Annotated in this window: 13 protein-coding genes; 12 read left to right on the forward strand and 1 reads right to left on the reverse strand. The window is 43.9% G+C overall.

Features of this window, described 5'->3' with window-relative positions; genetic code table 11:
* Window positions 1-50: 50 nt before the first annotated feature.
* Genes glyQ through HBA50_RS02145 form a run of 3 tightly spaced genes read left to right on the forward strand, consistent with a single transcriptional unit; the run spans window position 51 to window position 3,288 of the window.
* Complete coding sequence (glyQ, locus tag HBA50_RS02135) at window positions 51-968, forward strand: glycine--tRNA ligase subunit alpha (RefSeq protein WP_002893545.1); 918 nt, start codon at window positions 51-53, stop codon at window positions 966-968.
* Between the two features lie 2 nt (window positions 969-970).
* Complete coding sequence (gene glyS / locus HBA50_RS02140; RefSeq protein WP_045500732.1) at window positions 971-3,010, forward strand: glycine--tRNA ligase subunit beta; 2,040 nt, start codon at window positions 971-973, stop codon at window positions 3,008-3,010.
* A gap of 20 nt (window positions 3,011-3,030) precedes the next feature.
* Entirely contained in the window at window positions 3,031-3,288 is a 258-nt protein-coding gene (locus HBA50_RS02145) for a DUF896 family protein (RefSeq protein WP_045500734.1), read from the forward strand.
* 319 nt (window positions 3,289-3,607) lie between these two features.
* On the opposite strand, the gene HBA50_RS02155 is transcribed toward HBA50_RS02145, so the two are convergent.
* The gene (locus tag HBA50_RS02155) at window positions 3,608-4,570 is read right to left on the reverse strand and encodes an asparaginase (protein ID WP_045500736.1); all 963 of its coding nucleotides are present in this window, start codon (window positions 4,568-4,570) and stop codon (window positions 3,608-3,610) included.
* A 66-nt stretch (window positions 4,571-4,636) separates the two neighbouring features.
* Between HBA50_RS02155 and HBA50_RS02160 the strand changes: the two genes are divergently transcribed.
* The 9 genes from HBA50_RS02160 (at window position 4,637) to HBA50_RS02195 (ending at window position 14,273) form a co-directional block, all read left to right on the forward strand.
* Window positions 4,637-6,043, forward strand: coding sequence for a Cof-type HAD-IIB family hydrolase (locus HBA50_RS02160; protein ID WP_045500738.1), 1,407 nt, complete (start codon window positions 4,637-4,639; stop codon window positions 6,041-6,043).
* Window positions 6,044-6,109: 66 nt separating this feature from the next.
* Window positions 6,110-7,171 carry a M24 family metallopeptidase gene (locus HBA50_RS02165; protein WP_045500740.1) on the forward strand — a complete coding sequence of 354 codons (1,062 nt, stop codon included), beginning with the start codon at window positions 6,110-6,112 and terminating at the stop codon, window positions 7,169-7,171.
* 61 nt (window positions 7,172-7,232) lie between these two features.
* Window positions 7,233-7,793 carry an elongation factor P gene (gene efp / locus HBA50_RS02170; protein ID WP_045500742.1) on the forward strand — a complete coding sequence of 187 codons (561 nt, stop codon included), beginning with the start codon at window positions 7,233-7,235 and terminating at the stop codon, window positions 7,791-7,793.
* Between the two features lie 30 nt (window positions 7,794-7,823).
* Window positions 7,824-8,213, forward strand: a complete 390-nt coding sequence (locus tag HBA50_RS02175; protein ID WP_045500744.1) for an Asp23/Gls24 family envelope stress response protein — start codon at window positions 7,824-7,826, stop codon at window positions 8,211-8,213.
* The gene (nusB, locus tag HBA50_RS02180) at window positions 8,206-8,637 is read left to right on the forward strand and encodes a transcription antitermination factor NusB (RefSeq protein ID WP_045500745.1); all 432 of its coding nucleotides are present in this window, start codon (window positions 8,206-8,208) and stop codon (window positions 8,635-8,637) included. The genes HBA50_RS02175 and nusB overlap by 8 nt, the downstream gene beginning before the upstream one ends.
* Window positions 8,638-9,575: 938 nt before the next feature.
* Window positions 9,576-9,791, forward strand: a complete 216-nt coding sequence (locus HBA50_RS10220; protein ID WP_045500746.1) for a hypothetical protein — start codon at window positions 9,576-9,578, stop codon at window positions 9,789-9,791.
* Between the two features lie 55 nt (window positions 9,792-9,846).
* Window positions 9,847-10,053, forward strand: a complete 207-nt coding sequence (locus HBA50_RS02190; RefSeq protein ID WP_045500747.1) for a hypothetical protein — start codon at window positions 9,847-9,849, stop codon at window positions 10,051-10,053.
* A 131-nt stretch (window positions 10,054-10,184) separates the two neighbouring features.
* Window positions 10,185-10,313, forward strand: coding sequence for a hypothetical protein (locus tag HBA50_RS10460; RefSeq protein ID WP_257000661.1), 129 nt, complete (start codon window positions 10,185-10,187; stop codon window positions 10,311-10,313).
* Window positions 10,314-10,448: 135 nt separating this feature from the next.
* Complete coding sequence (locus HBA50_RS02195; protein WP_045500748.1) at window positions 10,449-14,273, forward strand: pullulanase; 3,825 nt, start codon at window positions 10,449-10,451, stop codon at window positions 14,271-14,273.
* The last annotated feature ends 249 nt before the right edge of the window (window positions 14,274-14,522 follow it).

The raw sequence follows: 14,522 nt of genomic DNA on the forward strand, positions 1-14,522 counted from the left end.
AACAGAACAGAGGATGGGCCTAGCGCTAGAAATAAAAAAAGGAGAAACAAATGTCTAAGAAATTAACATTTCAAGAAATTATCTTGACTTTACAGCAGTTCTGGAATGACCAGGGCTGTATGCTCATGCAGGCTTATGATAATGAGAAGGGAGCGGGAACGATGAGCCCCTACACTTTCCTGCGTGCCATTGGTCCTGAACCATGGAATGCGGCCTATGTAGAGCCGTCTCGTCGGCCAGCAGATGGCCGTTATGGGGAAAATCCGAACCGTCTTTATCAGCACCACCAATTTCAGGTGGTTATGAAGCCGTCCCCAAGCAATATCCAAGAACTTTACTTGCAGTCTTTGGAACTCTTGGGCATCAATCCGCTGGAGCACGACATTCGCTTTGTTGAGGATAACTGGGAAAATCCGTCAACTGGTTCAGCTGGTCTGGGCTGGGAAGTCTGGCTGGATGGTATGGAAATCACGCAGTTCACTTACTTCCAGCAGGTCGGAGGTCTACCAACTCAGCCGGTGACTGCTGAGGTGACTTATGGTCTGGAGCGTCTGGCTTCTTATATCCAAGAAGTGGACTCTGTCTATGACATTGAGTGGGCTGATGGCGTTAAGTACGGTGAAATTTTCACGCATCCTGAGTATGAGCATTCCAAGTACAGCTTTGAGGTCAGCGACCAAGACTTGCTCCTGGGGAATTTTGAGAAGTTTGAAGCGGAAGCCAAGCGCTGTCTAGACGAGCATCTGGTACATCCGGCTTATGACTATGTTCTCAAATGCTCGCATACCTTTAACCTCTTAGATGCCCGTGGAGCCGTATCTGTGACTGAGCGAGCTGGCTATATCGCCCGTATTCGTAATCTGGCGCGTGTTGTGGCCAAGACCTTTGTGGCTGAGCGCAAGCGTCTGGGCTATCCACTTTTGGATGCAGAGACTCGTGAGAAACTCTTGGCAGAGGAGGGAGAATAATCATGGTAAAAAATTTATTAGTTGAATTAGGCTTGGAGGAAATGCCAGCCTATGTCGTGACACCGAGCATGAAGCAGCTGCGCGACAAGATGGGAGCCTTCCTGACAGACCATCGTCTGACCTTTGAGAAAATTGAAATGTTCTCAACGCCTCGTCGCTTGGCGGTGCGCGTGGTTGGCTTGGCGGACAAGCAGTCTGATCTGACAGAAGATTTCAAAGGCCCTTCTAAGAAAATCGCTCTGGACGCTGACGGCAACTTTACCAAGGCTGCAGAAGGCTTTGTCCGTGGTAAGGGCTTGACGGTTGAGGACATTACTTTCCGTGAAATCAAGGGGGAAGAATACGTCTATGTGACCAAGGAAGAAATCGGCCGCCCAGTAGAGGAAATCATACCAGCAGTGACGGAAGTTCTGCAAGCTTTGACCTTCCCTGTCAGCATGCACTGGGCCAACAACACCTTTGAATACATCCGCCCAGTTCACACCTTGACTGTGCTCTTAGATGAGCAGGCCTTTGATTTGGATTTCTTGGACATCAAGAGCGGTCGTACTAGCCGTGGACACCGTTTCTTGGGGAAAGAAACGCAGATTTCTTCAGCAGATTCTTATGAAGATGACCTACGGGCTCAGTTTGTCATTACCAATCCTCTTGAGCGGGGAGATATGATTGTCGAGCAGATTCGAGCACTGGAAGGGGAGCACGGGGTTTCTATTGAGATTGACGAAGACCTGCTTAATGAGGTGTTGAATCTGGTAGAATATCCAACTGCTTTCTTGGGTAATTTTGATGCCAAATACTTAGAGGTGCCTGAGGAAGTGCTGGTCACTTCCATGAAAGAGCATCAGCGTTACTTTGTTGTGCGCGATGCTGAAGGCAAGCTATTGCCACACTTTATCTCTGTCCGCAACGGAAATGCAGAGCATTTAGAAAATGTCATCAAGGGAAATGAGAAAGTCTTGGTGGCTCGTCTGGAAGATGGGGAATTCTTCTGGCGGGAAGACCAAAAACTAGCTATTGCCGACTTGGTTGAAAAGCTGAGCAATGTGACCTTCCACGAAAAGATTGGCTCTCTGGCAGAGCACATGGAGCGGACTGGTAAGATTGCTGCTCTCTTAGCCCAAGAAGCAGGATTGGATGCTGATGAGACAGCCGACTTAGCTCGTGCAGCAGCTATTTATAAGTTTGATTTGTTGACGGGTATGGTTGGTGAGTTTGATGAGCTGCAAGGTATCATGGGTGAGAAGTATGCTCTTCTGGCTGGTGAGAATGCTGCGGTGGCGGCTGCCATTCGGGAGCACTATATGCCGACATCAGCCGATGGCGAATTGCCTGATACCAAGGTCGGTGCGGTCTTGGCTCTGGCTGATAAGTTGGATACTATTCTGTCCTTCTTCTCAGTTGGCTTGATTCCAAGCGGTTCCAATGACCCTTATGCGCTGCGCCGTGCAACTCAGGGTGTTGTGCGTATCTTGGATAAATTCGGCTGGAACATTGACTTGGCTCAGTTGGTTAGCCGACTTTACGAACTGAAATTTGATAGCCTAAGTTATGAAAATCAAGAGGCCGTGCTAGACTTCTTCCGTGCCCGCGTTGAGAAAATGATGGACCGTAGCATTCCGAAAGACATCGTGACGGCTGTTCTTCAAAGCACTCACTTTGTCGTACGCGATTTGGTAGAAACGGCTGGGCTTCTAGCGGAAAAAGCCAAAGAAGACAACTTCAAGTCAGCAGTGGAAAGCCTGTCTCGGGTCTTCAATCTAGCTGAGAAAGCCCAAGGGCAGACAGCTGTCAATCCAGCCCTCTTTGAAAATCAAGAGGAAAAAGACTTGGCTGCGGCCATTGAAAAGGTGGAGCTGACGCCTGACTTAGCTGCCAATCTGGACCAACTCTTTGCTCTCAGTCCAGTTATCGATGCTTTCTTTGACCATACTATGGTGATGGCAGAAGATGAGGCTGTGCGTAACAATCGCCTAGCTCTCCTAGCTTCTTTGACAGCCAAAGCGGGACAAATGGCTCAGTTTAATCAGATTAATACCAAATAAAAGGTATGAGGGGTATAATCATGGATCCTAAAAAAATTGAACGCATTAACGAACTGGCTAAAAAGAAAAAAGCGGAAGGCCTAACTGCTGAAGAAAAAGTGGAACAAGCTAAACTTCGTGAAGAGTATATCGAAGGCTACCGTCGCTCTGTTCGCCATCACATCGAAGGCATCAAGATTGTCGACGAGGATGGTAATGATGTAACGCCTGAAAAATTGCGCCAAGTTCAGCGCGAGAAAGGTCTTCATGGCCGCAGTCTAGATGATCCAAATTCATAAAAACAAGAAAAAGAGAGAGTGGGACAGAAATCGGTAATTCGTTAGAATTCGATTTCGTCGTCCCACCTCTGCACAGTTGAGTAGGGCTGTAAAAGCTGATGAAATCAGCGTAGTAGAGCCCACTCAACCACTGCGTCTTGCTCTACAATCCAAAGACAATTGAAGAGTCTAGGACTTTTGTCCCAGACTCTTTTTTTGAATTTAGAATTTCGCTTAAGGCTAGGAATACTTATAAACTTGCTTCATAATATTGAGGAATACAGCATTATAAGGAGGAGCAAGAAACAATGCTCTAGAAAACAGTAGGTAAGTTAGGATTCTATCCTTCTATATAATCTCTTAATGCTTGACCACTCAGGCTGACATTGAGGGCAATCAGCAGCTTGATGCGAGCCTTCGGTGCATTGAGCTCTTTGACAAACATGATTCCAGCTTGGTGCAGCTTGACACCGCCCCCTTGATAGGCGTAGACAGGCTCAGCAATGCCGTTGAAACAGCGTGAAACGAGAGCGATGGGGAGACCAGCTTCTGCCATCTCTGTTAATTTTTCCGCAGTTTCTTTTGGCAGATTGCCTGCGCCAAAGGCTTCGATGATGAGGCCATCCAACTTTTGCCAATCCAGCATATCAAGCAGTTCTGTTTTCATACCGGCATAGGCTGGAATGATGGGTACCAACCCTGAAATGCTAGTCAGGTCAAAGCGGACGCGAGGTTCTGCTGTTTTGAAATAGAGAATTTCGTGTTTCATGACCAGGCCTAGAGGACCGTGCGTCGGAGTTTGAAAGGTGCTGACATTGGTGGTGTGGGTTTTAGTGACATATTTGGCAGCATGGACTTCATCATTCATGACAACGAGAACGCCCTTGCCTCGACTCTTCTCGTCACTGGCTACCCGCAAAGCAGTCAGGTAGTTATAAACTCCGTCACTACCGAGTTCATTTGAACTTCTCATAGCCCCGGTCAAAACGACAGGGATGTCAGGCAGGTCCATGGTATCAAGGAAGTAGGCTGTTTCCTCTAGAGTATCGGTTCCGTGGGTAATAACGACGCCGTCGTATCGATCCGCGTCATCCTTGATTTTTTGGTAGAGGTCGAGCATGTGCTGGGGAGTGATGTAAGGACTGGGAACATTGAAGAAATCAACCACTGTCACCTCAATACCCTCTAAGGGAACAGCCACATGGTTCATGGGATTGTCTTGGCTGCTATTGACAGCGCCACTTCCATCAGCCTGCATGGAAATGGTTCCACCCGTATGTAAAACTAAAATTTGCTTATTCATAGATGAGCTTCTCCGTGAATTGTGTTATAATTTATTGTATCATAAAAGGAAAGAATGAGAAAATCAATGGAAATAAAAGCCGTCTTTTTTGATATAGATGGAACCTTGATTAATGACAGTCGAACCGTCTTGAAATCGACAGAAGCTGCCATTAAGAGTTTGCAGGAACAAGGGATTTTGGTCGGTTTAGCAACAGGTCGGGGCCCCTTCTTTGTCAAGCCTTTTATGGATAAGCTGGATTTAGACTTTGCTGTCACCTACAATGGTCAGTATATTTTTTCAAAGGACAGGGTCATTTCTGCCACACCGATTGATAAGCAGAGCCTGCGTGATCTGATTGCTTATGCCAAGGAGCACCGAAAAGAGATTTCCTTGGGGACAGAACAGGCCATGCAAGGTTCAAAAATTATGACCTTTGGTATGAGTTCTTTTTCACAGTGGGCTACCCAGTTTATTCCTAGAAAAATGACTCGGACGGTGAGCCATGGTTTTAACAAGATTGTGAGTAAGGCCCTGCCTCAGCATGAAGAAGACCTGCTGAAATTGATTCAAGAACCTATCTATCAAGTTCTGATTTTGGCGGATCCGGCTGAGAGTGCAAAGATTGAAGCAGATTTCCCCCATTTGAAATTTACTCGTTCGAGCCCTTATGCGGCGGACATTATCAATCAAGGGATGTCCAAGCTGGAGGGGATTCGTCTAGTCGGTCAAGAGTATGGCTTTGATATTCATCAGGTCATGGCCTTCGGCGACTCCGACAATGACTTGGAAATGCTGTCGGGAGTTGGTTTGTCTATTGCTATGGGAAATGGCACCAGCTCTGTCAAAGAAGTAGCCAAGCATACGACTAGCAGCAATAGTCAGGATGGGATTCATCGGGCACTTGAACATTTCGGTATTTTGGCCAGTGAGAAAGTCTTTGTGTCCCGCGATCACCATTTCAATAAGGTCAAGACCTTCCATGGTGTCATGGATGAGTCTACGCAGGAAGAACCCATCGCTTGGACACCAGAGGAAGCTCGGCACCGTGCTGACTTCAAGTTGGAAGAGTTGGTTGAATTTCTCAGAGCTGCCAGCTCATCAGAGGAAGAATTTGATCAGTCGATGGCTAGAATGCACGAGGCTTTAGATAAGGCTGCTGCCAAGGTTCGTAGCAAGAGTAAGGCAGAAATTTCTTTAGTTGGTCAAGTTGATGCTCTGATCGATACGCTCTACTTTACTTACGGTAGCTTTGTCTTGATGGGAGTTGATCCTGAGCGGATTTTCGATATTGTCCATCAGGCCAATATGGGGAAAATTTTCCCAGATGGAAAAGCGCATTTTGATCCAGTAACCCATAAAATCCTCAAACCAGATGACTGGGAAGAAAAATATGCGCCAGAACCAGCGATCGAATGGGAGTTGGAGCGACAGATTCAGGCCTATCAGCGCAATGTGGAAAAGGCGCAAAAAGAAACAAAAGACGAGGAGTAGCGGCTCTTCATCAGCAGAATTTTTATTTTACGATACTCAATCGAATTATTTTACGGAGGTTTTCTCATGTTATCAAGAGTTGAAAAATTTGAAGCAGCCTTGGCTCAGACAGAATGTGATGCTGTCCTAGTAACCAATCTGAAAAATATTTACTATCTGACTGGTTTTAGTGGCACAGAAGCGACGGTTTTCATCAGCAAGTCACGACGGATTTTCCTGACGGATTCTCGCTATACCTTGATTGCCAAGGGCGTGGTTGAAGGCTTTGATATTGTTGAAACACGGGATGCAGTTGGAGAAATTGCTAAAATCATTGCAGACGACAAGTTGGCAAAAATCGGTTTTGATGATGAAATTTCCTATGCTTACTTCAAGATGCTGGAAAGTGTGTTTGCTGGTCATGAGCTGGTGCCGATGACAGGCTTTATCGAAAATCTGCGCATGATCAAGGATGAGCAAGAAATCGCGACCATTCGCAAGGCCTGCCAGATTTCTGATCAAGCCTTCCTAGATGTGCTGGACTTTATCAAGCCTGGTCAGACGACAGAGCTGGCTGTCATGAACTTTTTGGATGCCCGTATGCGCCAGCTAGGTGCTTCAGGTGCCTCCTTTGACTTCATCATCGCTTCGGGCTACCGCTCTGCTATGCCGCACGGTGTGGCTAGTGACAAGGTCATCCAAAATGGTGAAACCTTGACCATGGACTTTGGCTGCTATTATAACCACTATGTCAGTGATATGACGCGGACTGTTCATGTGGGACAGGTGACGGACGAAGAGCGGGAGATTTATGACATTGTCCTGCGCAGCAATCAAGCCTTGATAGAAGCGGCTAAAGCTGGACTCAGCTGTATTGATTTTGACCGGATTCCTCGTCAAATTATCAACGATGCAGGCTACGGACCTTACTTCAGCCACGGTATTGGTCACGGAATTGGGCTGGATATCCATGAGATTCCTTACTTTGGTAAGTCAGAAGAGCCGATCAAGGCTGGCATGGTTCTGACCGATGAGCCGGGGATCTATCTGGATGGTAAATACGGCGTTCGGATCGAAGATGACCTTCTGATCACAGAGACTGGTTGTGAGGTCTTGACCCTCGCTCCAAAAGAATTGATTGTGATTTGAGAATTATCAAGCTTTATGGTAGAATAAAGAGTAAATTATTTATTAAAGAGGTAAAAAACAAATGATTGAAGCAAGCAAGCTGAAAGCTGGAATGACTTTTGAAACTGCTGATGGTAAATTGATCCGTGTCTTGGAAGCAAGCCACCACAAACCAGGTAAGGGAAATACTATCATGCGTATGAAATTGCGTGATGTTCGTACTGGTTCTACATTTGAGACTAGCTACCGTCCAGAAGAAAAATTTGAACAAGCTATCATTGAAACAGTACCAGCACAATACTTGTACCAAATGGATGGTACTGCGTATTTCATGAATACTGAGACTTACGATCAATACGAAATTCCAGTCGTTAATGTAGAGGACGAGTTGAAATTCATCCTTGAAAACTCAGACGTGAAAATCCAATTCTACGGATCAGAAGTGATCGGTGTAACAGTACCTACAACTGTTGAATTGGTGGTAACAGAAACACAACCATCTATCAAAGGTGCTACCGTAACAGGTTCTGGTAAGCCAGCAACTCTTGAAACAGGTCTTGTTGTCAATGTACCAGACTTCATCGAAGTTGGACAAAAATTGGTCATCAATACAGCAGAAGGAACTTACGTTTCTCGTGCGTAATCTTAATCTTTCAGATAGAAAGGAATTATTATGGCAAACGAACAATTAGGCGAAATCGTTATTGCGCCACGAGTCTTGGAAAAAATTATTGCCATTGCTACGGCTAAGGTAGAGGGCGTTCATTCTTTTGCAAATAAAAGCATGTCCGATAGCCTTTCTATGCGTACGCTTGGACGCGGTGTTGCGCTGCATACGGATGAAAGTGGCGACATATCAGTGGATATCTACCTCTATCTGGAGTACGGTATCAGTGTACCAACAGTTGCAGTTGCGATCCAAAAAGCAGTCAAAAGTGCTGTGAACGATATGGCTGAAGTGGAGCTGTCTGCTGTTAATATCCACGTGGCAGGCATTGTTCCAGAAAAATCACCAAAACCAGATTTGAAAGATCTGTTTGATGAGGATTTCCTCAATGACTGATGTTTTGTTAGAATCTAGAAGAGAGCTACGCCAGCGGGCGTTTCAGGCCTTGATGAGCCTAGAGTATGAAGGGGATGCCATTGAGTCTTGTCGCTTTGCCTATACTTATGATAAGGACGAAGAGCAGACAGATACTGAGGTCAATATCCCAGCTTTTCTACTCAACTTGGTCACAGGAGTATCTCAATCCAAGGAAGAGTTAGATAAGAAAATCGCCCAGCACTTGAAAGCAGGCTGGACAGTTGAGCGTCTGACCTTAGTGGAAAAGAATATCCTGCGATTAGGCATCTTTGAAATCACAGAGTTTGATACTCCCCAGCGAGTAGCGGTCAATGAAGCCATTGAACTTTCCAAGCAATTCTCTGATGAAAAATCAAGTAAGTTTATCAATGGGATTTTGAGTCAATTTATAACAGAAGAATAGGAGAGTTGGACAGAAATCGGTAATTCGTTAGAATTCGATTTCGTCGTCCCACCTCCGCACAGTTGAGTAGGGTTGTAAAAGCTGATGAAATCAGCCTAGTAGAGCCCACTCAACCACTGCGTCTTGTTCGACAATCCAAAGATAATTGAGAGGCTAGGACCTTTGTCCCAGCCTCTTTTTTGGCATCTTGCTAGTTGTAGTCGCTGAAAAATCATAGGAAGTTTCCCTGATAGAGGTATAAAGCTGAACCAGTCTAGCTTGCTGTATCTTAACGGCGACCTAGGTCTCGGCTGGTTACTTTTCCTATAGATTCATGGCAACCTAGGTCTCGGCTGGTTACTTTTCCTATAGATTCATGGCAATTTAGGTCTCGGCTGATCACTTTTCCTATAGATTCATGGCAAGTTAGGCCTCGGCTGGTTACTTTTCCTATAGATTCGTGGTAACTTAGATCTCGGTTGGTCACTTTCCCTATAAATTCATGGTATTCTAGACCTCGAACGCTCTTTTCATATCTGTTTATAGGCCAAATCGCTTTCGTTTCTTACAATTTTTACTAGGTCTTTTAGAGATGAGGAATGGTCTAGTCAGTCTAAGTAAGAAAAGAAAGAGATAATAGAAAATCTCCTAAAGAGCAATTCTTTAGAAGAGAGTGTTTGAGGAGAACCTTTGGATTTAATAACTATTTGAATAGGGCTATACGGGGAAATTTAAACTGATAGTAAACTTGATAATGTTGAAAAAGTTCCTGTCTGTTTTTGTATGGTATTTATACATAAAAACTTTATGGATTAAATAATAATTGCTATAATAGGAAAGAGGAAGTATCTAATAGATTGTATTGTTAAAAGCTTTAAGCTACTTGAAAAATTCCAAGAAGAGCAAGAGCTTGGAGCAGGAGAATACATGGATTATTTGCAGATTAGAGTAGGATAAGTATGACGATTATTTTGATTTCAGTTATTATTGCATTTCTATATCATAAAATCGCAGAACATTTTAAGAATAGTTATATTGATTGTATTCTATTTCTATTATTGATTGTGTCTCATTTTATATGGGATTATTATTTCTTACCAATTGACATAGTAATAGCCCTCAGTGGAGCACATTTACTATCAAATTTCTTTGAAAAGGTGAGAAGTAAGCAATGAAACTGATTTAGAGAGAGTCACTAGAAAATGAAAGTTAAAAAGTTGGGTATTTAAAATGAAACATTTTTTTGCAGGTATTGGTGAAATAAACCTTGTTAGTTATCTAATTGCTATAGGTGTAGGATTGGCACCTCTCTTTCACATTTTTATAATCGGTTCGGAAGTAAGTTTTGGGAAAATAGTATTGTCTATAATAGCTATACTTTTAATCATTGTTTTAACAATTGCTCGAATTTATAGAAGATTTTTCTATATAGATTAGTTCGATTTTCTTTAAAGTTTGGGAAAATCTTATCTTTCTAAAAAAACGGACAGTGCTATTGAAATGCAGGTGATAGCCTAAGAAAAGCGGTAGTGATTCTAACACCAAAAAGTAATCAGGAGTTAAACCACATGAAAAAAACTTTAAAAGAAAAGCTTTATGAAAGAAAAGCTTTTTTTGATGAGTCTAAAAAAATATTTAGTTTCATTATCTTAAACAAGACAGAGAGAGCTGGTGAATTTCGTATGAAACTAATCTGAAATCATACATAAAGCTTTGGAATAAAAAATGATCTATGAAAACCTTTACATTTCGATAGATAATCTGTATAATAAATACAGAAAACGTTTGCATACGTATTTTCTATAGGAAAAAATAAAGGAGTTTTTTTATTTATGAAAAGAAACTATCATCTACAGTCTCGGACCAGTGAAAAGCGTCATTATTTTGGGATTCGTCGCTTAAAAGTCGGAGTAGCATCTGTCGTGATTGCATCTGGCTTCCTTTTTGGAGGTGCTCAGTTAGCAAAAGCGGATGAGACAAAGGCTACGACTAGCCCAGCAACGGAAGCAGTATCAGTTGCTAATTCAGAAGCTTTGCCTAAGCCAGCAGATGAAGCAAAAACCGAGGAAGTGGATAGTCCAGCGCAAAAAGAAAGCGAACAAAAAGGAGAGATCGAGAAAAGCGCCCAGCCTGAAGCAGTAGTAAGTCAAGCTGCCCAACCGACAAAGGTGGCAGACTCTAGTGCGACTCCAGAATCAGCTGGGAAAGAAGCAAAGGAAACAGCTGCTTCTGACGAGAAAGAAAAGCCAGCGTCAACTAGCCAGTCGGAGACATCGACCAAGGATGCTATCGCAGATGGCCATATGCGTTTCCATTTCAAAAATCTACCATCCGAGAATCTGGGTAGCTTAGGCTTATGGACTTGGGATGATGTTGAAACTCCTTCTGGTCAAAAGGGAGGTTGGCCGACTGGTGCGACTAGTTTTGCGACAGCTAAAAAAGATGATTATGGCTATTACCTTGATGTCAAGATGGCAGAGAAAAGAAGCAAGGTTAGTCTCTTAATCAACAATACGGCAGGTCAAAATATTACGGGAGACAAGACAGTTGAGCTGCTCAGCCCTCAGATGAATGAAGTTTGGTTTGACAAAGACTATAATCCTCATACCTCCGAGCCCTTGAAAGAAGGAATGCTTCGCATCAATTATTATCGTACAGATGGTCAGTATGATAAGAAATCCCTTTGGCTCTGGGGAGATGTGCAAAATCCAGGTCAAAATTGGCCTGATGGCGTGGACTTTGAAAAGACTGGGAAATACGGTCGCTACGTAGATGTTCCTCTGAAAGAGGCTGCAAAGATGGTTGGTTTCCTGCTTTTAGATGAAAGCAAGTCAGGAGATGATGTGAAGATTCAAAAACAGGATTATAATTTTGCAAATTTGGGTAAAACTAGCCAGATTTTCTTGCGTGATGCGGACCCAACGGTTTATACCAACCCATACTTTGTCAATGATATTCGTATGACAGGAGCCCAGCATGTTAGTTTGACAGAGATTGAGGCGACCTTCTCTACTTTGGAAAACGCTAAAAAAGAAGACATTCTGAAAAACTTAAAAATTACTAACAAAGATGGCGGTGAAGTCGCTGTTAAAGATGTGGTTCTGGACGCAAAGAATAAAAGCGCAAAATTGATTGGTGATTTTAATCAAGCTCAGTCACCTTATCTTATCAAATACGGCAATGACCAATTTAAAACCAGCATGAACTGGCAGTTGAAGGACAGCCTTTACAAGTATGATGGTGATTTGGGCGCGCGTGTTTCGCAAGCGGGCAAACAAGTAGACCTAACATTCTGGTCACCAAGTGCGGACCAAGTCGATTTGGTGGTCTATGACAAGGAAGATCAGAACAAGGTTCTTGGGCGCATAGCTATGCAGAAGGGTGAGTCTGGCACATGGACTAGCAGCTTGACGCCTGAGAGCGGTCTAGGGATTTCTGACTATCGTGGACATTTCTATCATTATGAAATTACCCGTGGAGGCAAAAAAGTTCTTGTGCTGGATCCTTATGCTAAGTCTTTAGCAGCTTGGAACAGTGAAGGTGCGGACAAGGGGGATGCCTACAAGATTGCTAAGGCGGCCTTTGTAGATCCAAGTGAATATGGACCAAAAGACCTAACCTATGCCAATATTCCGAACTTTAAGAAGCGGGAAGATGCCTTGATTTATGAGGCTCACGTTCGTGATTTCACTTCAGATCCAGCAATTTCAAAGGATTTGAAATCTCAATTTGGAACCTTCTCAGCTTTCATTGAGAAATTGGATTATTTGAAAGACTTGGGAGTGACTCACGTTCAGCTCTTACCAGTTCTGAGTTATTACTTTGTAAATGAGCTGAAAAATGCTGAGCGCATGGACAAGTATGCTTCCAGCAATAGCAACTACAACTGGGGCTATGACCCGCAAAACTACTTCTCGTTGACAGGTATGTACTCTAGCACACCGACAGATCCAGCCAAGCGCATTGAGGAATTTAAAAATCTTGTCAACGAAATTCATAAGCGTGGTATGGGCGTTATCATGGACGTGGTCTATAATCATACGGCTAAGACTTCTATCTTCGAGGACTTGGAGCCTAATTACTACCACTTTATGGATGCGGATGGTACACCGAGATCAAGCTTTGGTGGCGGCCGCTTGGGTACTACTCACTATATGAGCAGACGGGTCTTGGTGGATTCGATCAAGTACCTGACAGAGCAGTACAAGGTAGATGGCTTCCGCTTTGATATGATGGGGGACCACGATGCTGAGTCCATCCAAAAAGCCTTTGAAGAAGCCAAGAAGCTCAATCCAAATCTCATTATGCTGGGTGAGGGTTGGAAGACTTATGCAGGTGATGAAAATAAAGCAGTCCAGCCTGCTGACCAAACTTGGATGAAGTCAACAGACACGGTAGCAGTCTTCTCAGATGACATTCGCAATACCTTGAAATCGGGTTATCCAAATGAGGGAACGCCAGCCTTTATCACCGGTGGAAAGCGCAATGTAGAAGATGTTTTCAAGAATATCAAGGCGCAGCCAACCAATTTTGAGGCAGATAGCCCAGGGGATGTGATCCAATACATTGCGGCCCATGATAATCTGACCCTCTTTGATATTATTGCCCAGTCGATTAAGAAAGATCCAGCAGTCGCTGCCAATAATCAAGAGATTCATCGCCGTCTGCGCCTAGGAAATCTGATGATGCTGACTTCGCAAGGAACTCCATTCATCCACTCTGGTCAAGAGTACGGCCGGACCAAGCAATTCCGCGATCCTGCCTATAAATATCCTGTTTCTGAAGACAAGGTTCCAAACAAAGCGCATTTGTTGACCAATGAGGATGGCACGCCGTTTGAATACCCGTATTTCATTCATGATTCTTATGATTCAAGCGACGCGGTCAATCATTTTGACTGGACCAAGGCGACTGATGCGGAGAAATTCCCTGAAAATACAAAGAGCCATGCCTACATGAAGGGCTTGATTAGTCTGCGGAAATCAACGGACGCCTTTACCCGCAGTTCCAAAGCAGAAGTGGATCAAAATGTAACTCTCATCACCCAGCCTGGAAAGGATGGAGTTGAGAAAGAAGACCTTGTCCTTGGCTACCAAGTGGTTGCTTCAAATGGCGATATTTATGCAGTCTTTGTCAATGCGGATAAAAAGGAGCGAAACTTCAACTTTGGTGAAACCTACAAACATCTAGCAGGTGCAGAGGTTGTGGCTGATGGCAATAGCGCAGGCGTTTCTGCTATTTCAAATCCAGCAGGTGTCACTAGAAACAGTAATGGCTTGACTCTAGCTCCGCTGACAGCGACAATTTTGCGGATTAAAAAGGCGAGTCCAGCTCAAGAAGAAAAGCCTCAAGATACAAGTAAAGATATCCAGCAAAATCCGTCTCAAGGCAGCGTTAAGGAGCTTCAAAAAGAACAAAGCCCTAGACCTAGCCTGTCGAATAAGCTTGTTCAAGTTCCATCTGCAACTACATCTCCATCGCCAGAGAGTCAAAAACAACTTGCTGCAGAGCCACAGCAGGACAAAGTAAGTCCTACTGAGACTGCTTCGACAGAAAGAGTCTTGCCGAAAACAGGTACAGAAACTTCCCTGCTGGCGATTTTAGGTGGTTCTCTTGCCCTCTTTGCTGGCTTGCTCACTTTTAGAAAGAAGCAATAAAGTGAGAATGGGACAGAAATCGGTAATTCGTTAGAATTCGATTTCGTCGTTCCACCTCCGCACAGTTGAGTAGGGCTATAAAAGCTGATGAAATCAGCGTAGTAGAGCCCACTCAACCACTGCGTCTTGCTCGACAATCCAAAGACAATTGAGAGGCTAGGACTTTTGTCCCAAACTCAGCAGTTGTAGAAATTCATATTTTTCAGCCGTGATAGATAAAAATACGACTTCCAAAGTGGAAGTCGTATT

It is taken from the genome of Streptococcus cristatus ATCC 51100 (genome assembly GCF_011612585.1).
GTDB lineage: Bacteria > Bacillota > Bacilli > Lactobacillales > Streptococcaceae > Streptococcus > Streptococcus cristatus_H.

Bases quoted from the DNA above. Each gene is read 5' to 3' on its own strand.
- HBA50_RS02190 (WP_045500747.1), top strand. From the start codon at position 9,847: ATGAAACATTTTTTTGCAGGTATTGGTGAAATAAACCTTGTTAGTTAT.
- nusB (WP_045500745.1), top strand. From the start codon at position 8,206: ATGACTGATGTTTTGTTAGAATCTAGAAGAGAGCTACGCCAGCGGGCG.
- HBA50_RS02175 (WP_045500744.1), top strand. From the start codon at position 7,824: ATGGCAAACGAACAATTAGGCGAAATCGTTATTGCGCCACGAGTCTTG.
- glyS (WP_045500732.1), top strand. From the start codon at position 971: ATGGTAAAAAATTTATTAGTTGAATTAGGCTTGGAGGAAATGCCAGCC.
- HBA50_RS02160 (WP_045500738.1), top strand. From the start codon at position 4,637: ATGGAAATAAAAGCCGTCTTTTTTGATATAGATGGAACCTTGATTAAT.
- HBA50_RS02195 (WP_045500748.1), top strand. From the start codon at position 10,449: ATGAAAAGAAACTATCATCTACAGTCTCGGACCAGTGAAAAGCGTCAT.
- HBA50_RS10220 (WP_045500746.1), top strand. From the start codon at position 9,576: ATGACGATTATTTTGATTTCAGTTATTATTGCATTTCTATATCATAAA.
- glyQ (WP_002893545.1), top strand. From the start codon at position 51: ATGTCTAAGAAATTAACATTTCAAGAAATTATCTTGACTTTACAGCAG.
- HBA50_RS02155 (WP_045500736.1), bottom strand. From the start codon at position 4,570: ATGAATAAGCAAATTTTAGTTTTACATACGGGTGGAACCATTTCCATG.
- HBA50_RS02145 (WP_045500734.1), top strand. From the start codon at position 3,031: ATGGATCCTAAAAAAATTGAACGCATTAACGAACTGGCTAAAAAGAAA.
- HBA50_RS02165 (WP_045500740.1), top strand. From the start codon at position 6,110: ATGTTATCAAGAGTTGAAAAATTTGAAGCAGCCTTGGCTCAGACAGAA.
- HBA50_RS10460 (WP_257000661.1), top strand. From the start codon at position 10,185: ATGAAAAAAACTTTAAAAGAAAAGCTTTATGAAAGAAAAGCTTTTTTT.
- efp (WP_045500742.1), top strand. From the start codon at position 7,233: ATGATTGAAGCAAGCAAGCTGAAAGCTGGAATGACTTTTGAAACTGCT.